Annotated in this window: 19 protein-coding genes; 5 read left to right on the top strand and 14 right to left on the bottom strand. The window is 31.4% G+C overall.

Annotated features, from left to right (window positions below; translation table 11 throughout):
• Positions 1 to 80: 80 nt before the first annotated feature.
• From GOY08_RS08745 to GOY08_RS08730, 4 genes are all read right to left on the bottom strand, one after another.
• Complete coding sequence (locus GOY08_RS08745; RefSeq protein WP_158998517.1) at positions 81 to 1,424, bottom strand: coiled-coil domain-containing protein; 1,344 nt, start codon at positions 1,422 to 1,424, stop codon at positions 81 to 83.
• 540 nt (positions 1,425 to 1,964) lie between these two features.
• Positions 1,965 to 3,233 (bottom strand): vitamin K epoxide reductase family protein, encoded by a 1,269-nt coding sequence (locus GOY08_RS08740; protein ID WP_158998516.1) that lies wholly within the window; start codon positions 3,231 to 3,233, stop codon positions 1,965 to 1,967.
• A 15-nt stretch (positions 3,234 to 3,248) separates the two neighbouring features.
• Entirely contained in the window at positions 3,249 to 4,025 is a 777-nt protein-coding gene (gene deoC / locus GOY08_RS08735) for a deoxyribose-phosphate aldolase (RefSeq protein WP_158998515.1), read from the bottom strand.
• Complete coding sequence (locus tag GOY08_RS08730; protein ID WP_158998514.1) at positions 4,007 to 5,716, bottom strand: hypothetical protein; 1,710 nt, start codon at positions 5,714 to 5,716, stop codon at positions 4,007 to 4,009. Before GOY08_RS08730 ends, deoC begins: the two co-directional genes overlap by 19 nt.
• A 298-nt stretch (positions 5,717 to 6,014) precedes the next feature.
• Here GOY08_RS08730 and GOY08_RS08725 point away from each other — a divergent pair, with 298 nt between their 5' ends.
• A complete protein-coding gene (locus GOY08_RS08725) occupies positions 6,015 to 6,338 on the top strand; it encodes a hypothetical protein (RefSeq protein WP_158998513.1) in 324 nt (107 codons plus the stop codon).
• A 60-nt stretch (positions 6,339 to 6,398) separates the two neighbouring features.
• Here the strand turns inward: GOY08_RS08725 and GOY08_RS08720 are convergent, their stop codons facing one another.
• Entirely contained in the window at positions 6,399 to 7,382 is a 984-nt protein-coding gene (locus GOY08_RS08720; protein ID WP_158998512.1) for an LpxL/LpxP family acyltransferase, read from the bottom strand.
• 70 nt (positions 7,383 to 7,452) lie between these two features.
• Here GOY08_RS08720 and GOY08_RS08715 point away from each other — a divergent pair, with 70 nt between their 5' ends.
• The gene (locus GOY08_RS08715) at positions 7,453 to 7,794 is read left to right on the top strand and encodes a hypothetical protein (RefSeq protein ID WP_158998511.1); all 342 of its coding nucleotides are present in this window, start codon (positions 7,453 to 7,455) and stop codon (positions 7,792 to 7,794) included.
• On the opposite strand, the gene GOY08_RS08710 is transcribed toward GOY08_RS08715, so the two are convergent.
• The 4 genes from GOY08_RS08710 to GOY08_RS08695 form a co-directional block, all read right to left on the bottom strand.
• The gene (locus GOY08_RS08710; RefSeq protein WP_158998510.1) at positions 7,791 to 8,666 is read right to left on the bottom strand and encodes a fatty acid desaturase family protein; all 876 of its coding nucleotides are present in this window, start codon (positions 8,664 to 8,666) and stop codon (positions 7,791 to 7,793) included. The genes GOY08_RS08715 and GOY08_RS08710 overlap by 4 nt on opposite strands.
• Before the next feature lie 128 nt (positions 8,667 to 8,794).
• A complete protein-coding gene (locus GOY08_RS08705; RefSeq protein WP_158998509.1) occupies positions 8,795 to 10,171 on the bottom strand; it encodes a flagellar hook protein FlgE in 1,377 nt (458 codons plus the stop codon).
• 35 nt (positions 10,172 to 10,206) lie between these two features.
• Entirely contained in the window at positions 10,207 to 11,601 is a 1,395-nt protein-coding gene (locus GOY08_RS08700) for a flagellar hook assembly protein FlgD (RefSeq protein ID WP_158998508.1), read from the bottom strand.
• Positions 11,602 to 11,643: 42 nt separating this feature from the next.
• The gene (locus GOY08_RS08695; protein WP_158998507.1) at positions 11,644 to 14,076 is read right to left on the bottom strand and encodes a flagellar hook-length control protein FliK; all 2,433 of its coding nucleotides are present in this window, start codon (positions 14,074 to 14,076) and stop codon (positions 11,644 to 11,646) included.
• Positions 14,077 to 14,476: 400 nt separating this feature from the next.
• Between GOY08_RS08695 and rpsL the strand changes: the two genes are divergently transcribed.
• The 3 genes from rpsL to GOY08_RS08680 all read left to right on the top strand — a co-directional run bounded on the left by rpsL (position 14,477) and on the right by GOY08_RS08680 (position 16,425).
• On the top strand, positions 14,477 to 14,890 hold the full coding sequence (gene rpsL, locus GOY08_RS08690; RefSeq protein WP_148698002.1) for a 30S ribosomal protein S12: 414 nt from the start codon (positions 14,477 to 14,479) through the stop codon (positions 14,888 to 14,890).
• Between the two features lie 156 nt (positions 14,891 to 15,046).
• Positions 15,047 to 15,520 carry a 30S ribosomal protein S7 gene (rpsG, locus tag GOY08_RS08685; RefSeq protein WP_158998506.1) on the top strand — a complete coding sequence of 158 codons (474 nt, stop codon included), beginning with the start codon at positions 15,047 to 15,049 and terminating at the stop codon, positions 15,518 to 15,520.
• A gap of 131 nt (positions 15,521 to 15,651) precedes the next feature.
• Positions 15,652 to 16,425 carry a substrate-binding periplasmic protein gene (locus GOY08_RS08680; RefSeq protein WP_158998505.1) on the top strand — a complete coding sequence of 258 codons (774 nt, stop codon included), beginning with the start codon at positions 15,652 to 15,654 and terminating at the stop codon, positions 16,423 to 16,425.
• Positions 16,426 to 16,459: 34 nt separating this feature from the next.
• Here the strand turns inward: GOY08_RS08680 and GOY08_RS08675 are convergent, their stop codons facing one another.
• From GOY08_RS08675 to GOY08_RS08655, 5 genes are all read right to left on the bottom strand, one after another.
• Positions 16,460 to 17,614 carry a branched-chain amino acid transport system II carrier protein gene (locus GOY08_RS08675; protein ID WP_158998504.1) on the bottom strand — a complete coding sequence of 385 codons (1,155 nt, stop codon included), beginning with the start codon at positions 17,612 to 17,614 and terminating at the stop codon, positions 16,460 to 16,462.
• A gap of 141 nt (positions 17,615 to 17,755) precedes the next feature.
• Complete coding sequence (locus tag GOY08_RS08670; protein ID WP_158998503.1) at positions 17,756 to 18,595, bottom strand: alpha/beta fold hydrolase; 840 nt, start codon at positions 18,593 to 18,595, stop codon at positions 17,756 to 17,758.
• Between the two features lie 66 nt (positions 18,596 to 18,661).
• Positions 18,662 to 19,189, bottom strand: a complete 528-nt coding sequence (locus tag GOY08_RS08665; protein ID WP_158998502.1) for an HNH endonuclease — start codon at positions 19,187 to 19,189, stop codon at positions 18,662 to 18,664.
• A gap of 256 nt (positions 19,190 to 19,445) precedes the next feature.
• Positions 19,446 to 19,676 carry a hypothetical protein gene (locus tag GOY08_RS08660; protein WP_158998501.1) on the bottom strand — a complete coding sequence of 77 codons (231 nt, stop codon included), beginning with the start codon at positions 19,674 to 19,676 and terminating at the stop codon, positions 19,446 to 19,448.
• Positions 19,666 to 20,853 (bottom strand): tRNA-dihydrouridine synthase family protein, encoded by a 1,188-nt coding sequence (locus GOY08_RS08655; protein WP_158998500.1) that lies wholly within the window; start codon positions 20,851 to 20,853, stop codon positions 19,666 to 19,668. The genes GOY08_RS08660 and GOY08_RS08655 overlap by 11 nt, the downstream gene beginning before the upstream one ends.
• Positions 20,854 to 20,879 lie beyond the last annotated feature (26 nt).

Genomic DNA, 20,879 nt, shown 5'->3' with positions numbered 1-20,879 from the left:
TAATTAATTCAAAAACTAAAGGCAGCATAATTTTCTAGAAAATTATGCTGCTGAAGGGTTTTATATTCTAAACATTTATCTTATAAATTTGCAAAAATATCTTCAATTTTCTGCAACTTAACAGATTCTAAAATTTTGAAATTTGCTTCTTGAATTTGTGCTGTAGTTAAAGAGCTGCGAGTAGTTTTAGACAATGCATTAGGATTAGTATCAGAAATAAAATCATTTAATAATTTTAATATTTGATTATAATTGACAACTGATTTAGCCATTTCTGCCTCTAAATCACTATCTATTTTATCAAGTTTAGCAATAGCTTCAGTTTCTGTTGAAAGAATTTTATTCTTTTCAATTCCATAATCAGACTTAAGTTTATCTAAATCTAGAGCTATAATTTTTGCACTTATTTCGTTTTTAATAATTTCTATACTGTTAGTCTTACCTATTTCTTTTAATTTAGCTCTTTCATTATTGAGATCTGCTTGTGTATTTTTAGTTGGAAGAGAAACTTGATCAAATTTATAAGTATTCATTTGGTTAGAAGTTAATGAAATTAAGGTGTACATTGTATAAGCTTCATTAACAAATTCTGTAAAGTTTGTAGGACAATTTTTAAGCAATGGGTTTGGAGTCACAAAATGAGCTTTAAGATCAGCTAGGGTAATTGTATCGCTTGTTTTTCCAATTGCACAAAAAACGCCTTGCTGCAATCCATTAATCTTTAATTTAAAACCATCAACTTTTTTATATTCATTATTTCCTAATTCTCGATGACCGACATAACTATACTCTACTGTATAACCATCCCCTAAGCCTTTAGCGCCATTGCTTATTTCAGACCAAAGTAATTTTTTAGTCAATGCTGTATTGTCTATTGTATCTACAATACTGTTTGCAACTGTTGGAGAAATTACTTTATTGTCATCTTTAAAGAAGAAGTTTAAAGCACCATTTTCTTCTTTTTTAGCATTTAAGTACATTGTATTTGAACTGTTCTTAAATTCTCCAAATTTATCTGAAAAATTTATAGCCTTATTTGTATTTAATACTAGTTCTAATTCTTTACCTGCTTCAGCTACCCATTCAACAGAAGCTGCAGCATTACTAGAGTCAATAATTTTATTGATTGTAATATTACAAATATCATCTGCAATAACAACAAGTGTAGGGTCTGCACTACTTATTTTAAGTATACGCTCTGGTTTATCTGATTTTTCTGAAGCGCATTTAACCTTACCTTCGATCGTTATTTTTTCACTTAGTTGCCAATTTTGCCCAGTACGCAGTACAAAATTAGTATTTATTTTCTTGGTTTCAGAATTTTTTTTCGCCTCAGCAGCAGTTTTATTATTTTTTCCGCCACAGCTATATAAAGCTATAGATGTTAAACTCAAAGTTGCAACTAATATATTTTTTCCAAGCATTTTTTTTCTCCTAAGAAACAGCTTATTAATGGAGCGAATTACAGTTATTTGAAAATTATTTAAAGTAATATCTAAAAAATGATGATTACCATAACTTTTTTCATTTTTTTTACTTAAAACAACAAAACAATAAATGTCAACTTTTTTTACTCATTCAACTTATTCTGTATGATTAGAAAAATTTTTTATATTGGATTATCTTTGAATTAATTTTTTAAATAAAAGTACTAATGCACTAGGAAAAATTCAGATCATTTTATTTTCACATTGGTGAATTTTGCCAATTTGTTTATTGCAGAAGGTAAGAATCTTTTTTATCTTCAATAGCAGGAGTTATTGATGTTCTGAAGTCTTTTTTTCTATAATAGTTACTTTTAATGGAGGATTCAATAATTGTTTATAACTTTTAAAATTTGGTAAATGAAAGCTATTAAATAACAAAACCCCGATAATAAGAAAAAAATGAAAAAGAATAGCAATTAAAATTATTAACAGTTTCACTTTTATCTGATTTTTTCTCCATGAAGATAGCATTTAAATTTATTTTCCGTATGCTTGACTGAATGCTTGCATAAAAGCTTCAGCGCTATGCTCTCCATTATATTGTTGCCCATTGATGTAAATTAAAGGAGTCCCTTCAATACCTAATTTATTTGCAATTCCTGCATCGTCTTTTAACTTTTGGACTTCAACATGCGAATTCATACATTGTTCAAATGCATTTATATTCAAACCCATTTCTCCAACATGTTTCTTTAAGCCATCAAGCGAAAAGTTTTCGGCTCTTTGAGCATTATTCCATGTTTGCCCCTCAAATGCCCAAGTTTTAAATTCCCAAAATTTTCCCTGTTGTCCTACGCAACGCGCAGCTTCAGCGAGAGTACAGCTATATGGATAAACTCCTTCATGTGAAATATGTGGATTACACTTGTTACTAAAAGGAAAAAACTTATAAACTATGACTACTTTTTCTAGTCCAAAAGCATCTTGAGCTTTGGTCATACCTTCAGTTGCAATACGACAATGTGGACAACCAAAATCAGAGAAAACTTGCACAACCACTTTAGCAGAATCACTTCCTCTACGATAATCCTCTCCATTGCCTACAAAATTTGTTTTATTAAAACTCATTAAATTGTTAATTTGCTCAACGCTGCTTGGATTTATATTGCTTGCTTGAGTATTTGTTACATTTGACGTTGGAGGTGTTTTATCAGAGCTAGAAAAATAGGGAGCAATAATGGGAGCAAGAAGACCAATCGCTAAAGGAGGAAGTCCTAAACATAAAGAAACAGCCATAAATCTAATAAAAGCATCGTTTTTAGGACCAATTGGTGTATTTTTTACTTTGAGATATTCATAAACTTTGATTGCTGAATATAATAAAACAGTTATATGCACAATCGAACATGCGGGACATACAAGCTGTAACTTAAAATAAGAAATATAAGCTAAACAAATAACGCTAAGAAAACCTAAACCTGCCAACATTAATTCAAGTTGTGCTAACCATTTTTTTGTTACCTGAGTAAATTTTGGCAAAATAGCAGCTGAAAACAGAATGGCAAAAAAGGTCATTCCATAAGCACCCAAAGGTATCGAAGCTATCTCTCCATAAGAACTTCCAATAACTGCTGAACAACTCACAGTTGAATTAAAATCACAGAGCTGTTTTCCACTGCTTTTTAAAGTAACCTGCAAATGAACTATTAAAGAATATAAAGAAACAGAAAAACCTATCAGGCTTAAAATTATTGAAGTTATATTTAGTTTTGATACAAAAACATTTTCTTGGTCAGTTGATTGCATAAGCTGCCTTTTCAATTAGTAATTAGAATTATTTAGCTTCCCTTTAATGATGTCATTGCCACCACTTGTACCCAATCGTGTAACTCCTGCTTGAACAAAAGCATAGGCATCATCTACGGAACGAATACCACCACTCGCCTTTATACCTACTACATTTCCAGTTTCTTGTTGATATGCATTTAACGCATTTTTGATAACTTCGATATCTTGTAGGCTTGCACCTCTTGAGGAAAAGCCAGTTGAAGTTTTTATAACATGAATGCCGCATTTTGCTGCTAATAAAGTACAGTTATAGATTTCTTCGGCTGACAATAATGCCGTTTCTAAAATAACTTTAACTAATTTATCTTTCGCACTTTGAACTATTAATAAATATTCATTTTCTAAAGATCGAAAATCACTATTTTTAACGAAGGTAATATTTTGTACAAAATCAAATTCATCCACATAAGCCATTACACTTTTCATTTCTTCTACTTTGGCAACAGTAGAAGTATAGCCAAGGGGAAAACCCAAAACAGTGCAAACTTTTACTTCTGAATTTCTTAATTTTAGCTTGGCATCTTTTGTATAACAAGGAGGCACACAAACTGAACGAAATTTAGCTAAAAGCGCATCTTCACATAACTTATCTATCTCATTTATGGTAGTTGAGGGCTTTAAAAGTGTTGAATCAATTAAATTAGCAAAATACTGCGAATCGAAAGAAGTAGATATTTTTTTTTGCCAATAAAAATCTTGCTCTAATTCAGGATGAACAAAGTTAATCATTTTTACTGCTCCACGTGACATATTCCATCTCCACTATAATCAACACAAAAATCTCGAGTTATGGCAAAAGGGATTGAATTATGAGTACCAACCAGAAAATCTGGTAAATATTCATCTCCCCAAGCAAGCCATCTTACTGTAAATGCTTTTGTTTCCATAATATTTTCTTCAAAGCCGGCCGAAAATGGTTTTGAGAGATCTCCCCTATCTAAAACCCATCTTCTGCGTAATTTTCCATTTACATACATTTCAACCACATTTGTAGAATTCCATTCCGGAATGAGTATACGCAATCTAAATTTTTGTTGAACATAACTAGAAAACATACTATCATTATCTAAAAGAGTAAGAGGTTCAAAAATACTAAAAGTGGCACCATTGCTTGCTTGAATATTTGAAAATTTTAAAAATTCAGGTTTATAAATTAATCTATTAATTTTTGTAAATGCTGAAAAAGGAACAGCATTATGCGCTAAATTTTTCTCACCAGTTCCTCCTAACGGAATGCCTAGAAAAGGTAAATTTTGACTATCATTGCGTAAAAAAGAAACATTTGGAGAAAGCATTTTACCTGAAACGCCTATATAAATTTTGTTAAAATCAAAACGATTCATTTCGTTCATTGAGTTCAATTGATTAATAAAAAAATTGTTAGAAAATGATACGTACTTTTTATCATAATTTTGGGCAATAAAGTTTAATTTTTTATTAACTTCTTGTTCAGAATCATTTTTTATTTCAAAATCTAAATTAACATTATAAAAGTTTGCTAATAAAATTTTACTGCCTGCAAATAACCAATTCAAAAAAACATTAGACTCCATCATTTGGATAGGAAAAATTGAGTTATCAAAAATATAACTATTGTTATCTTGTTCAGAATCAAGAAAATATTTATCCTCACCTTCACAATTTAATTCAAAGATTTCATTATCAGATAATTCAATTGATTTTAAGCAAACTAATTTATTTTTTCTTAAAACTGCAAAAGTATATAAAGCAGGCTCTAATTGCAATTCAAAAGGTTTTTCACCAATTAATATTGAAGTCTTTTGATATTCATCGACATTCATTCTTTTCGTTTGAATATTACCAACAACAAAAAGATCTTTTGCTATTCTTGAAGGAATTAACATACTGCCAGATTGAAAATTTTCTTCAATTTTTTTTAAATTTTCTTCTGAGAGAGTTCTACCCAGCCTAAGAATATCACCATTTTTTATACCATTAATACCCTTTGGAATTATTTTTACATAACTGCTATCAAAAAAAGGAACTTTCACATTTGTTGTTTCACTATCAACTTGAAATTCTCTCCGCAAATCCCCATAGCCTGTTGAAATTACATACTTTTTCAACGCAATAAAGCAGCTTGCTTTCCCTTCGGCATTCATTTTTACAATTGCAAATGGTTTCTTACTTTCTGAGCTCATTAAGAAAAATAGTTTTTTAAAATCATGATGCGGAAATAAATTATCTGATTCAAATTGAACTCTTTTAAGTTCTCCTTTAGGCAAATTAGAAATTTCAGTATCATCCACAATCCTACAGTTCCCAGGCTCAGGTGGTAAAATAGGATTATTAGCACCATTCCAATAACCAACTAAGGAATCTGAAGGCAAAACTGAAAGCCAGTTCTCATTTGGAAGAATAAATGGGGCCCATGCAAGCCCTTCTTCTTGGAATGGGTTAATATCAATGTAACTATCCATTATGAGACTGTTTTTATCTATCAAAGGAACATAAGGATTCGTGTTTTGGTCAAAAAACCGAACTTCTGCTTCATTCGTTGATCTGCACGAGGAAAAAGCAAATAAGATAAGTATTGTGAAAAATTGTAAGGATATGTATTTTTTAATTTTTTTACAAAAAGTATCATAAATCATAGTCAATATTGATCCGTATCAAAGAAATTTCTCTCGAAGTCATTTAGCTTTCTGTTTTCAGGCATTATTCGCCTAGACAATACATATCTTATAAATATTCCAATTTATATAAAATGAGGTCACTATGTTTTTACTTCGCCAACGCTCTATCACCTTAGCTAATGGACAAGAGTGCTCTATCACTAAAGAACACCAACCTAGCCAAACATCCGATCTTGCCAACGGGGAAAGATATGAGAACGGGCAAAGAGTCAAAACACTTCCTCCAAGCGTTATAAAGGACATCGAGCAAAAAAACATAGCTAGACGCTTAGCTGGACTGTCTCCAATACATGTACGCGTACGCCGCTGTCTTACTTGCGGCTCTATGTTTGAATCTGCTGGAAATAGAACTTGTGGCTGTTCTAGTCGCACAGCTGGTACTATAGCAGGTAGAGAAATAATTTAATTTAGCAACAACCATACAGAAATCTTGAACTTCTTGAAATAAAAAACCAAGAAGTTTTTTTCATTCTTGTGCTCTAGGTTTTCTTGACCATTTCCTATAATCCCAACACCATTGATTAGGGTGTTCCCTTATTTGCTCTTCAATCCACTTTGTAAAGTGTGCCATTTCTAAAGCGGTTTGAGCTTCTCTTTGTTTAATATTTTCAGCATCAAATAATTTGGCAGGGACTAAATCTTCATCTCTCGTATAAATTTGTTGATAATTTTCTAGAATATTTTTCTTTAAATGCGGGTTTTTACCGCTTTGCATTTTTAGCTTTACAACCCCTGGAATAACTCTATAAGCAGCGGCATAGGCAATCACCATCCCTTGATTCATGCACATTCTTAAACCCGATGTAGGAAAAGCAGCATAGTCATTAAAAAATTTAATAAAAAGTCCGCCATTTTTAGGTTTTTGATCAACCAACATACAAAATGAAGCCTGCCCAGATTGAATCAGTCGTTCCATTTGGGCAAAAAGAGATTTGTCTGTCATTACAACCCCCATACCAGGTCGTACACGGTACCAACTCAATAATTTATTTACCCATTTTAGTTTTGCAGGTTGTGCTAAAGCATAAACTTTATTATGTTTTCCTTTCATTACTTCTTCAATAACTGGCAATGAATACATTTCAACATTAGCCATATGCGATAATATATATACAATTCCTTTTTCTCGTAATGCAGGATATTTTTCCTGAAGTTCTGCATAAAAAACAGGATAAATAAAATCATCACTAAACTCACAAATATTTAAATTTAGTTTTTGAAAGAAAAAAGCTTCAACAAAATAATATAAGTAATTTAAATAAACTTGCGTTATTAAAATGTTAGTTTTTATCCCTGTAATATTAAGCTGTTGCTTCAGATTTTGTTTTGCTGTTTGCGTTGGAAAAATAGGTAAAAATGAAAGTAGAAAACTGATTAACCCAAAAAAAATATAGAGAGGCAGAAATAAAATGTTTAGCAATAAAAGGATGATATATTTAATTTTTTTCATAAATTTAAGCCTTACATAAAATTTTCCGATCACCAAACTAAGCATTTTTTGCCTATTAAGGGAGAGATCAGTGGTTTTACCAGTATATGATCGAACACCTTACAATGTCGAATATTATAAGGATGGGGTAAAAGAAACAATCCGTCGCGTACCTCCACCAAAATTACATGAATTGGAAGAAGGAGATGAAGTCTCCATTATTCGCAAAAAAGGTGACGACTGGGATAAAGGCGATAAAGTCGATATCAAAGCCATAAATCCAAGACAACCAAATACTTTAACAATTGAAAAAGCAAATGGAGATTATACTTTTTTATCTTATGATGATGTCGATTTAAAAGAAAAATCAGCCTTGCACTATATTAGAGAAGGAAGAGATCCATTTGGGAGCCAATATTTACTTTGGCCTTAAATAATATTGTGTCTTCTTTTAGCATATTCTTGATTTGTTGTAAGTAATTTTTGATGCATTTGTGGTAAATAAGTTGTTGGTAAAGTTGGATAAAGATGATGCACTAAATGATAACAATCATTTCTAGGAAATAAAATAGTATTTAAAAATGGAATAGAAAAAATGTGGTTTCTAGTTTTATGCTCTTTTTCATTTTGATAATAAAGACCGCCATGATCTAAATAATCAGATAATATTTTACACATTTGATAAGATGTAAAATAAGGGAGTATAAGAAAAAGAAATATTAAATTTATTCCAAAAACCATGAATAAAAAAAGTAGAGTTATTAGCATTACACAGTGAACTACAATATTTTTCTTATCCTTATAATTTAAAACAAAGGATGACTTAATCAGAATAAACCAATTAAAAGGGGAAAATACAATCTTAAAAAGAGTTATCCCTGAAAACTTATTTTTACCACAAATTCCAATAACCTGCCTAGATATAAAATCTTTATCGAGCCTTAAATCTCCCAAATATTTATGATGTGAGTGATGATCTTTTAAATAACTATCAAAACAAGAAAACTCTAGTAAAGATAATATTTTCCCTATATAATAGTTCTGTTTCCTTGAGGTAACATAATTAAAATGACTACACTCATGAATAATATTTCCTAGAGCTCGCATTCTAGTTCCATTTAATAAGATAAAAACAATTGAAAAAATAAGAAAAATAAAATTATTTTTGAATTGCACGTAATAACAAATTAAAATAGGAATAAATAGAATTGCAATATGAAAAAAAATAATGCCTAATCCCCAATATAAATTAATACATGCTGATTTTTTTTTAGTATTTTGGATAGAATGTTCTTTATTAATCATAAACTTTCTGCATTAAAAAATAAACTCTATATTGATCATTACTATAGAATTTATATCAACGCACCACATTTATCAATTTTTCTTGAAAATGCAATTATATCTTCGCATTTTTTTACATTAAATTAAAATTATCTTTTCAAATTAATCACTTCTTCAAGCATTGTATCCGTCGTCGTAACTGCTTTTGAGTTGGCTTGGAATCCTCTTTGAGTAAGAATCATATCCACAAATTGTTGTGCCAAATCAACGTTAGATTCTTCCAAACTTGCTGAATAGATACTTCCTCTTGAGAGAGTTTGTGGAAGACCAATACGTGCTTCGCCTGCCTTCGGTGTTGAAATATAATTGTTACGCCCGATTTTTTGCAAACCATGAGTATTTTGAAAAACAGCTAGAGCCACAGCCCCTAGTCTTCTTTCCAAACCATTTGTGTAAGTTCCTCTTATAATGCCATCCAAATCTATTTTCAGAGTTTTTAAATATCCTGCTTCATAACCATCTTGTGAGTGGAATGCCACACCAGATTTAGCTGCTAAACTTGTTGAACCTTGAGTCCCAACAATACCATCTTCATCAATCGTTGGACCAAAATTGAATTGGAGTTTTTGTGGTCTTGCTCCATTTACAAATTGGACATCAAAAGCATCTGTTTTATTGATATAGTCTATTTGAATTGGCGTTCCAGCTTTGTTTTTAAAGTTTAAAATAGGCTTCCCATCTTCATCAAATTCAACGACACCTTCTGCAATAACAGCAGGCAAAACCTTTCCTTTTTCATTCCGTGGAGGATCAAGAGACACCTCCTGTCCATCCACTGTTGCATACCAGTGCCATTCATTCTTAGTAGGGTCTGTTGTCCTTGTATAATAAATAACCGCTTGACGCCCATAGCCAAAATTATCAAAAATTGTGACTGCACTTGCAAAATTTGAAGTATCAGCAGGACGTGATAGGTCAAAATCGTCTACAGGAGGTCGTTCTCTTACATCCAAATTTGTAACTATATTTACAATATTAGTTGGTTTTGGAGGAATAATATTAGTAATAATTTGCAAGTCGGTCATTTTAACAGAAAGTCTATTGTTACTATCAGGATCAGGCATGTAACCTTGGACACGAGCACCAGTTGGATCTGTTAATTTTCCATCTTTATCAAAGCGAAAGCTTCCTTGTCTGGTGTAAAATAGTCCATTTGATTCTTTTACTTCAGCTACATCACTTTTAATCACAAAAAAACCATCTCCCTGAACGCTCAAGTCTGTGATTTGTCCTGTATTCGTAATGGCACCTTGGTTATATAAAGTTGTAATATTTCTTAGTCTCGCACCGCGACCTAATTGCGACCTTTCATTTAAAGTAACAGCAAGCATGTCCTCGAATTCTGCTCTATCTGTTTTAAAAGATTTTGTATTCGCGTTTGCAATATTATTCGCAACAACAGACATTCCATCGGCATTTGTCCCTAAGCCGGAAACCGCACTAAATAAGGCATAATTAATAGGCATATCAGCATTCCTTCAAAAATTATAATCTTAAAGTCCTAAGTTCTTCCGTTTATCCCATTGACTGTGGGTGCACCTCCATATTTCGGGGCTGCTTTAGGTTCTTGATAATTTTCAACTGCTCTTTGTTTTGGAGGACTTGAAACATTACCAGTGCGTGTTGAAGCTTCTTTTGACTCCGTAACTTTATTTTGATTTTTATATTCAGTTAAATTTAATTTTGGTTCAGAAAAAACATCATTGGGATTCGTTTTTGCTGGCACCGCTTTATTTTTTCCAATTCCATTATCATTTTCAAAAGCTTTATTTTTTGATCCCGCAAAATCGCTCTCAAAAACTTTATTTTCGTTACCTTGAGTTAAAGAATTTAAATGATTTGCTTTGAACTCATCAATGTTTTTACTTGCGGAAGCATCAAATTTATCATCATCTGGTTTTAAAGCAGCATTTATTTGTCCTGGATGTTCATTTATTTCTTGTGAATTCTTTCCAGGTTCTTTTAATTGTGCATTAGAAATCAATTGGTTTTTTTGTGGCTTAGTCTGAACAGGAGCTGTCGTTGGTTCAGGATTACGAATAGCAATTATTTTTGCTGGATCAGCTATACCGACATCGGTATCCAACTTTCCTCCAGATAGAATATCTGTAATACCTTCTACTTTAGCAATATATGATGTTTTTGCTGTCATTGGTTTTCCATCTTCGGAAGATGCTAAAATATTAAAAGTATAAATTCCATTTGGTTGTTTAACACCTTTATCATTTGTTCCATCCCAATTTATTTTATTTACTCCAGGTTGTAATGCTCCCATAGGAATACTTTTTACAACTTTTGAATGTTCATCTCTGATTTCAGCAATCACATTTGATGCGCCAGCCGGTAGTTCAAATTTTGCTAAATTTGCCTTACCATCACCTGATAATTTAATGCTATTACCTTGTATTTCTATATCTTTCCCTAGATACTGAGAAAGCTTTTCAGCTTTTGCATCGTTTTGCATTTTTTTCATTTCAGTAAGAACTTTATTTACACCCATCAATTGCTCAACAGTATTAAATTGCGCCATTTGTGACGCCATTTCATAATGTTCCATTGGCTTACTTGGATCTTGATACTTTAATTGGGTAACTAGTAAATTTAAATAGTCATCTCTTTCAAGCTTATTTTTGGCTAGATCTTGTTTCTTACCAGTTACTTTTTCTAGTTGTTTTCTAAATTCACGATCATTCTTTGTCTCACCCAAGCGGAAATCACCACCAGCCTCATTTTTTTCTTTTTCAATTTCAGCTTGTCTGGCAAGATTTGATTCATATATCATATTTTCAAAGTTTGGAGCATCATCACCTTTTTCCATTTTTAGACCAACAGACTTAGGTGGCTCAGGTGCTTTTTCTGGTATTTTAGCGACTCCTCTAGATTCTCCGATATACATAACTCTCTCCATTTACATTGACTTATTTAATATTTACAATATTTAAACAATAACTTTTATAGAACCATTTGCACCACGTTGTATATTTGTTATGGAATTTTTTTCCATATTTTGAAAATTATTCAACTTATTATTTCCTATATTATTTACTTTCAAATTTTTAAATTCATCTCCTAAATAAGCAGAATAATTATTTCCATTATTATTCATAAATGAATTTGAAGAATTACCAGAAAAAGAATTTTGATTTAAATTCTGTTGAAATGAAAATTCTTGTTGTTTATGGTTACTTCCTTGTTGCTGCGAAAAGTTTTGGCTATTCATTGCTCCAAAAGTATTGTGTATACTCTTTGCCTCTAAAGTAGTTACTTTAAAGTCGGTTAAAGAAATATTTTGACTATCTAGAGTTTTTTTAAGCGTATCTGAATTATTCTCTAAAACAGTTTTTAAGTTACTATCAGACGCTTTAATCTCCATTGAAACACTATTATCTTTTTTCATTTGTATATTTAATTCAATTGTACCTAGTTTATCATCTTGAATTTGTACTTTTGCAATTCCTCCACCTTTAGCTTGCAATTGATTGGAAAGATCTATTGCCCTTCTTGTTGCAGAAGATATGAGTGGATTAGAAAAATCAGAATTATTTTTATCTGAAACAATAATTGGAACATTAACTTGAGATGATAATGTTTTTTCAAAGATTATTGGTTTATCATCTGGTTTTATAATTTCTTTATTTTGCTTTGAATCAGTAGTATTTTGTTCAAAATCTGAAAATTGGAAAGCTGATTCTTGTTTATCAAATTTATTAATTAATGGTATTTTTTGTTTATCAATTAGAAGGTTAATATCTTCAAATTTATTCATTTTTAAATCATTTTTTTTCTCAAAACTTTCTTCAAATATTTTTTGATTTCCTACCAAGCTTAAAGGAACCTCAATTTTCTTAATCTCCTCGCTCTTAGTTGGTAATAAATTAAATTTATTAATATTTTCAAGTTTGTCAGTATTATCCAATTTTCCAACTTTTATAGGATTATATTTAAATCTATCTTGAACTTCTAGATTAGATATATCTTTATTAGTATTGGTCATATCCAAATACAAAGTGTTGTCATTTCCAGGATCAAAAGAATCAATTTTTCCTAATTTCTTCATACTATCTGGAAGAAAGTTTTTTTGTGTAATAACAGGAAATATTTCATTAGAATTTTCATTTTTTGCAATATTAGATATATTTTTTATAAAAATTGGCAAAGAAAAATTTTCATTATTACTATTTTTAAAATCAATTGTTTTGTTATCTAAGAAATTAGCACTATTAATAAATTCAATTTTATTTCCATCTATTAAAAATGAGTTTTTCTCGCTATTTTTAGTCAAAATAGTTCCTAAAAAATTTTTCTCAATATTTTCATCTAATTTTTCATTATTATTATCATTTTTTAAAATAAAAAAACCTTCAACAATATCTTTTTTATCATTTTTAAAAGGAAGAAGTTCAATCCCATTATCAAGTTTAATAAGATCATTTTTATACTGTTCTTTAATTTGAATTTTGGGATTAAATTCAATTGGTAATTTTTCGTTTTCTAATTTTTCTAAATTATTAGTAAATTCTATTTTAATATCCATTGGATTGAATTGTTTATTATTACTAAAAAACACATTCATTGGAGAACTTTTCTCTATTTCTTTTAAATTATTTATTGGAAAAATTGAGTTTAAATCAAAGCTAATTAAATTTTCATTATTACTTTTAAAAATTTGCTTATTTTCTAAATTCGAGACATTTTTTGGTTCTATATCTTTAAAGATAACAAAATCTTGCAAATTAAAATTATTTTCAATTAATCCATTCTTTACTCTTTGATCATCACCAATAAGACTAAATTGAGAATTGTTTTGATTTAGATTATTCAGTTTTATGTCAAAATAATCAGAATATGGTATTTTATTTAAAGCTAAATCTTTAAATCCTGTATTTTTAAAGTTAAATTCAGGGTTTAATTGTTTGTTTACTTCTGTAAAAATTGGAATTATTTCTTGACTATCTGAAAAATTTTCAACTTTTTGATTGAGATTGAAAGAGTCTTGTTTATAATTATTTTGCATAATTGTTGGTAAATTTATGAAGGAATTAAACAAATAACTAGAATCTAAGTCTTTAGTAGAATTATTTTTCCTATTTTCTTTATTATTTGGTTGTTCTATAGAATTAAATTCCGTATCATTTTCAATTTTTTTATTGCTTAGTAATTTTTGAAATGGAGTTTCTTTTTCACGATCAGCTGGAAGTGTATCTTTATTATTAAATTTATTAATTTCCTTTGTAAATTTATTTGTTTCTTTTGAGCTTTTTCCTGAATCATACTTTGTTACATTAAAATTATTTTCATCTATTTCATTTTTCGGACTGTTTGTTGCCCCAAAAGAAATTAGCTGAGTTGTTTTGGGAGTGTTTTGGATCATATCCTATTCCCTCATTTTAAAATCTTTATCTTCTTTTTAAACTAACTAAGAAATACTAAAAACTTTAGTCCCGAACTTGCCGTTTAAAAAAGTTGTGGCTTAGGTAAGAAACACAAGAAATGTCAGACCTTTTTTCGGCAAAAAGAACCCCAGCAAAAGTGAGTTTAGATTTTTAATCAATAATTTCATATAGTTAATTAGATTTAAGATTTTTCCTATAATTTTAATTCCTAGCTTCTTTTCCCATAGCTGCTAGGATTCCTAAGAAAAAAAAGGATTGACTTTGACACCAAGCTTTTTTATTGTCTCCCACTTGCCAAAGGCAATGATGTAAGCCCACTTTACGCCAAATAAAGAGGCTTTTTAAGAACAAACGGCTACATACTAGGAAAGGTTTCGTATGCCAACCATTAACCAGCTTGTTGCAAGCGGCCGTAAGCCAAACCCTTACCGCAGCAAATCTCCTGCACTTAAAGAGTGCCCACAACGTCGTGGCGTTTGTACACGCGTTTATACTACTACGCCTAAAAAGCCGAACTCTGCGATTCGTAAAGTTGCAAAAGTACGCTTAACTACAGGCATCGAAGTTATTTCGTATATTCCTGGAGAAGGTCATAACCTTCAAGAACACTCTGTTGTTCTTGTGCGTGGTGGTCGTGTAAAAGACTTACCTGGTGTTCGTTACCATATTGTACGCGGAGCTCTTGACACCACCGGTGTTGCGAAACGTCGTCAATCTCGTTCTCTTTACGGCGCAAAACGTCCTAAAGGTGGTGCTGCAGCTGCAGAACCAGCTAAAAAAGGTAAAAAATAATTAAGTAATTCTATTACTTAACAAGGAGAGATCCCCTACTCCCTGCCTGAAATATGGCAAACTTAGTGGACAGAAGCTTTGTAAAATGAATTGCAAGTTTTTGAGTAAAGGTTTTCGAAACTTTGAAGTTTCTCTTATTTAAAAGGAATCTAAACTATGGCACGTAGACGTCGCCCTATAAAACGTGAAGTATTACCAGATCCAGTGTTTGGCGATATTTTAGTAACAAAATTCATCAACTGTATGATGGAAGATGGAAAAAAAAGTGCTGCAGAAAAAATTTTTTACGGTGCAATTGAAATTGTAAGCCAAAAAACTCAAGGCGAAGAAGCAATTGCAGTGTTCAAACGCGCTCTTGAAAATCTTAAACCTCAAGTTGAAGTAAGAACTCGCCGTGTTGGTGGTTCTAACTACCAAATTCCTGTAGAAGTACGTCCAGAACGCAGACAAGCTCTTGCACTTCGTTGGCTTATTTCCTATTCTCGTTTGAGAAATGAAAAATCCATGCGCGACAAATTAGCTGCTGAAATCGTAGATGCTGCTAACCGTCGTGGTGCTGCTATCAAGAAACGTGAAGATGTTCACAAAATGGCAGAAGCAAACAAAGCTTTCGCTCACTATCGTTTCTAATTTTAAATTCTGCGTCAGTTTGTTTTTAAATCATTTTTGGCAAAAAAGGCTCACAAATTTCTGTGAGCCTTTTTTATTTAAGTAAATTCCTTTAAAATATAATTGCTTAATCAGAAAAATGGGAGAACTGCATGCGATTAAAAAATATATGTTTTTTTATTATATTACTTTTATCCCAACTTAGCTTTGCTGAAGAGAATAAGAATTTTGGAAATATATACGCAAGAGCTGATCTTTGGTGTCCATATAATTGTAAACCAGGCGATGAAAATCCAGGATATCTTGTTGAAATATTACAAAAAGCATTTGGAAAAGAAAATATAAAATATGAAACAATGAACTGGGCAAGAGCAATAACTGAAACAAGAAGCGGTACGTATGATCTTATTATTGCAGCAGCAAAAGAAGATGCTCCTGATTTTCCATTGTCTATTCAAATCGGAAAAAGTAGAAATTGTTTTTTTACTTTAGAAAAGAAAAATATTAAATTTGTTGATTTAAAATCTTTAGAAAAAATAAAATTAGGGATAGCTAAGGACTACTCTTACTATAAAGAACTTGATGAATATATTGCCAAAAATAAAGAAAATGAAAATAAAATTAATGAATCTTTTGGTGATATAGTCTTAGAAAAGTTTATAAATAAATTAACACATCAGGAAATTGATGCCTTTGTAGAAGACCCTGTTGTAGTGAAATACTTCCTAAAACAAAATCAAGATATTACTGTACAATTAAAAACAATTGGTTGTGGAAATTCGACTGATCTCTATTTTGGATTTGCTCCAAATAAAAAAGAATCAACAGAAAGAATATTGCAAATAAATAAAACCGTAAAAGAAATGATTAAAAGTGGAGAAATGGAAAGGATAATTAAAAAATACGGAATTTTAAAATGGTTTTAAGTTGGAGATAATGACAATCTCCAACTCAACAAATTTATGCGGCTTCTTTTTGATTTTTCTCTCTACTATTTTGTTTATAATTTTTCACTAAACTTACAATGATATTAACAATTGCAAGAACTATAATCACTGGATAAAAGAATTCTAATATTGGCGCCATAAAAGCCATAATACCTGTAAAATCTGTTAATGCTATAACATAAGTAACGGCTAAACAAATTAACAGAGTGGTTGTTCTTCTTCCATTTAATGGTTTTATTTTATTTTTCAAAAAGTCTACTGAAACAGAAGTGAGAGCTACCGCAGTTGTTAAACAAGAAACAACTAATGTAAAAGAAATTAAATAATCCGATGCTTCTCCAAGAGCTATTCGAGCAATATTTGGTAAAATTTGTGGGCCTGGCAAATGCGAAACTTGACTAGAATAAGCAGCCCCTAAATAAACAAGCGCTATGTAAACTAACATCAAAAGAAACATTCCCAGAGACATAGCCAGCAAAGTCGATTTATAAGGAATTTTATCGCTGTTTTCTGGTTTAAAGTAATAAACTAAACTCACACCAAAGAAAATAGCGGCCATTAAGTCCATCGTATTATAACCTTCAAAAAAACCAGCTTTAAATGCATTTAAAGGAGTAGTTTGACTTGTTGTTATTAAAACATCAGTTGAAGTTACTGCAAAATATAAAGAGCCGCCAATCACTAAAGCTAGCGCACCTAATTTAAATGGAGTGAAGTATTTTCCAATAATATCAACAATTTTCCGATCGCTAATGGTAGCTAGCAAAATTACACCAATACAGCTTAAAGCAAAAAGCCATAATGGAGTGCTAGGTGCAAAAGATTGCCATGCGCCATATCCAACTGTAATACAGCGAGGAACAACGCCAAAAGGACCTATCAGTAAGAGAATAAGAAAAGGTAATATCCAAGCTCCTTTTTTGCCAAACCATCTAAAAAAAGCATCTTGCGATCCTTTTAAAAAAGTTAAAGCGACTAAACCAAGTAAAGGGACCACGACGCCGGTAATAGATAAGCCCACAGCAGAAAAAATCCAATTGGATTGTGTGTCACTACCCATTTTTAAAGGAAATACTAGATTTCCTGAGCCGAAAAACATAGCAAAAGCGGCAAAACCAGCTATAAATACCTTCCAAGTCGGAACGGTGGCGGTCCCCTGATTTAACATAAAATGTGAGCTCCTTAGATTGGACGACTAATCAAAACAGAAGATGATAAAACCTTTTTAAAGGATAAAAGTCAACAAATAATATAATGAACTTTTTATAAATCAATAAATTATTTAATAATTTTAAATATTTAATTTTAGTTATTTGTTACTTATAAAATTTAGCAATAAATCATTAAATTTTTTTGGATATTCAAATTGTGGCAAATGACCACAGGCATCAAAAATAGACAACTGTGAATTTTTAATTAATTTATGTGCTTTTATTGCATGGCTAACATAAATAATAATATCATTTTTTCCCCAAATTATTAAAACAGGTGCTCTAATTTTTCCCACATCTTTTGTAATACTTCGAACCACCCTACGTTTAAAGCCAAAAATATTGATAGCTGCTCGACAAACATTTAAAAGGGTTTTGCCCATTTCTGGATGCAGCGAGTATGTGTACAATTTATTTGCAAGAGTACTTAAATCTAAATTTTGATGATAGACATTTCTTCTTAACGCACTAAAAAGACCACGTTTATTTGGCTTAATAAAGAACTCGCCAACAAAAGGCAAAGAGAATATTCTAAAATGAATTGGTATTTTTCTAGAAAAACCAGCACTAGAAATTAAAGTTAGAGAAAGAACTTTTTCAGGAAATAATTCGCTAAAGCGAGTAGCAATCAAACCGCCCATAGAGTGTCCCACTAAATGGGTCTGATCAACACCTAATGCATTTAAAAAATCATAAACAAATTGAGGATATATCTCTACTTTTTGTCTTTTTTTAGGTTTGTCAGTTAAACCAAACCCCAATAAATCTAGCGCAATTACAGTATAATATTTTGATAATTCTGAGATATTATGTTCCCAAATTTCTATTGAAAAGGCAAAACCGTGTAAAAGTAATAAAATTGATTTGGCTTCACCAATTTTCCAATACCTCGTTTTATATCCATTAATAAGAATATAACGATCAATCATGGTGCTCATGTGACTCTCCTCAGAGATCTAACAGGATCCTTGTCACAAAAGACTACATGAATTCCTTCTGAAATCCTAAACTTGAATGAGATTGAGTTCGTTTTGGTAGGAAGAATTAACAAACAATGGTGAGGCATCAAATCCTAGTGCTAATATTCTATCCGCTACGGATAAATCCAAATAAGGTAACCAAGACTGTGGAGCATTTTTCGAAGTTATTCCATAACGCAAGGGGAACAAAGCCGTAGGATGCAACTGTGGCTTTGAAGGTGGTCGCTGTAACTTAATTCCAAGCTCTTCAATAGTCTTAGAACCTTTTTTCATATTGCAGGTTTTACAAGCAGTAACAATATTGTCCCAAGTAGTTTTTCCCCCTTTTGCAGACGGAAGAAGATGATCTAGAGTGAGTGTTGAAGCTCCACCTTGACTCAAACAATATTGACAACGAAAACCATCTCTTAAATATACATTTTGTCTAGAAAAACGAGGCCCATTAAGACGTTTAGTCCTCGGACGGCACCCATTTAATCGTACTATCCATGGTACCTTCCAGGTTTTAGCAACGCCCTGAATTAATCTCTCTGAATCGATGATAGAGGTCACACGCCCTGCATAAAGCAAAACAAATCCGAGCTCCATAGTTACAATCTTTACCGGTTCGTACCTTGAATCAAGAACAAGCACTTTTCTTTCAAAACTGCCCATAATACTTCCTGGTTACTGATAAATTCATCAGGCGCGCCACTTCCCAATCAATTTTTTTTATAAATTGATGACAAAAAGTCTCATTATGTTTTTCTGTTCTAACAAATATCTTATCGGTCGATAATTAACAAATCAATAGTGTTTAAGGTCAAAATTATTTACTATGCGTAGGATCAGTTGTAGATAAAATGATATAAAGTCCAGCAAATACCAAAAGGATTAAGAAAAAAAAGACAATGCTTAAGAAAATAGCTTTTTTCTTGTCTTTTTTCTGTTTTTTTTTGTTATAAATTTCCCACAATTGTTTTGTCTCATCGCCAGCTTCCATCAAGAAAGTTGTTTTATTAATTTCTGTCTGGCAGGATAAATTTTTATCATTTTCCATCTTTTTTTTCTCCAGAATACATCCAATCAAATTCAGGCCAATGACTTAGCGAAATGTTTTCTTCCCCTGACTGAAAAAGCTTATTTAATTGCTGATAGAATTCGGAAAAAGAAACTGTTCTTAACAATTCAGGCTGTAAAAAAGAAGATCCTAAACCACTGCGAAGTGAATTCCAAATCATTTTAATCTTAGCAAAACTTTGTCTATCAAGCACGATGTCTTGAGGATAAATAAAAGAACCATAATATGCATACGCAAGTTTCGCATAAAATTGCTCCCATGCAGAATAATTATTGAAGCAAGTTTCTGAAAACAATCCATTTTTTGCTGCTAAAAGAAATTTTTCAGGTTCCTTCTGGATAAAATCTTGCATAATTCCATAAGATGCCAGAGCAAAACTTAATATTCCAAAGGAAATATCAACCTTTTGACCTAAATTTAATTCTTGAAATATCCAAGGATTTCGCAAAGCTCCTCGCCCAATAATAATCTTTTTAACCTCATGACATTGTTGATGAAAATTTTGGAATGAAGAAAAATCCAACACATCTCCTGAACCAACAACAGGAAAAGGACAAACTTTTGCAGCTAAAGCAACTAGCTCCCACCGCGAATGAGAAGTATATTTTTCTGCACGTGTTCTTGCATGCAAAGTCAATTGTGCCAGTTTCCTTGCAGCAATGACTTCTAGTAATTGAGGAAATTCTGAATGTTGATGAAAACCCGACCGCATTTTTATGCTAAAGCAATTTGCTCCCAATCTAGCTTCTAAATCTTTTATAAATTTATCAAATATTTCAGGGCTTTGTAATAAACTACTACCAGCATTACTGCCAACCACTTTTGGAGATGGACAACCACAATTAATATCAACAAAACTTGTAGCTTGTAGCAATGGCAACGCAATTTTTTCTAAATCTTCAGGCGAATTTCCCATCAATTGTGGAAGAAGGGAATAGGGAAGAATTCCTTTTAGGTCAAAAATTTCTGCTGCATACGTTGAAGGTACACGTTTCCAAGGGTAATCTTTAGTGACACGCAAAAAAGGCGTCATTGCAAACGCTGGGCGAGAAACTACTGAAAACCATAGTCTAGTCGCTAAGCAAGTCACACCTTCCATAGGAGCAAGTCCAATTTGGATATTTCTGTAGGTCGAATTTGTTAATAGGTTAGGCACATGTTTTCCTTTTTTGCTAACTTTCC

The organism is Pigmentibacter ruber (assembly GCF_009792895.1).
Classification (GTDB): domain Bacteria; phylum Bdellovibrionota_B; class Oligoflexia; order Silvanigrellales; family Silvanigrellaceae; genus Silvanigrella; species Silvanigrella rubra.
The sequence above is the reverse complement of the archived record's forward strand: the minus strand, read 5'-3'. Positions and strand labels throughout refer to the sequence as shown.

Coding starts and splice junctions, on each gene's coding strand:
- GOY08_RS08745 (WP_158998517.1), bottom strand. CDS start 1,424: ATGCTTGGAAAAAATATATTAGTTGCAACTTTGAGTTTAACATCTATA.
- GOY08_RS08740 (WP_158998516.1), bottom strand. CDS start 3,233: ATGCAATCAACTGACCAAGAAAATGTTTTTGTATCAAAACTAAATATA.
- deoC (WP_158998515.1), bottom strand. CDS start 4,025: ATGTCACGTGGAGCAGTAAAAATGATTAACTTTGTTCATCCTGAATTA.
- GOY08_RS08730 (WP_158998514.1), bottom strand. CDS start 5,716: ATGGATAGTTACATTGATATTAACCCATTCCAAGAAGAAGGGCTTGCA.
- GOY08_RS08725 (WP_158998513.1), top strand. CDS start 6,015: ATGTTTTTACTTCGCCAACGCTCTATCACCTTAGCTAATGGACAAGAG.
- GOY08_RS08720 (WP_158998512.1), bottom strand. CDS start 7,382: ATGAAAAAAATTAAATATATCATCCTTTTATTGCTAAACATTTTATTT.
- GOY08_RS08710 (WP_158998510.1), bottom strand. CDS start 8,666: ATGATTAATAAAGAACATTCTATCCAAAATACTAAAAAAAAATCAGCA.
- GOY08_RS08705 (WP_158998509.1), bottom strand. CDS start 10,171: ATGCCTATTAATTATGCCTTATTTAGTGCGGTTTCCGGCTTAGGGACA.
- GOY08_RS08700 (WP_158998508.1), bottom strand. CDS start 11,601: ATGTATATCGGAGAATCTAGAGGAGTCGCTAAAATACCAGAAAAAGCA.
- GOY08_RS08695 (WP_158998507.1), bottom strand. CDS start 14,076: ATGATCCAAAACACTCCCAAAACAACTCAGCTAATTTCTTTTGGGGCA.
- rpsL (WP_148698002.1), top strand. CDS start 14,477: ATGCCAACCATTAACCAGCTTGTTGCAAGCGGCCGTAAGCCAAACCCT.
- rpsG (WP_158998506.1), top strand. CDS start 15,047: ATGGCACGTAGACGTCGCCCTATAAAACGTGAAGTATTACCAGATCCA.
- GOY08_RS08680 (WP_158998505.1), top strand. CDS start 15,652: ATGCGATTAAAAAATATATGTTTTTTTATTATATTACTTTTATCCCAA.
- GOY08_RS08675 (WP_158998504.1), bottom strand. CDS start 17,614: ATGTTAAATCAGGGGACCGCCACCGTTCCGACTTGGAAGGTATTTATA.
- GOY08_RS08670 (WP_158998503.1), bottom strand. CDS start 18,595: ATGAGCACCATGATTGATCGTTATATTCTTATTAATGGATATAAAACG.
- GOY08_RS08660 (WP_158998501.1), bottom strand. CDS start 19,676: ATGGAAAATGATAAAAATTTATCCTGCCAGACAGAAATTAATAAAACA.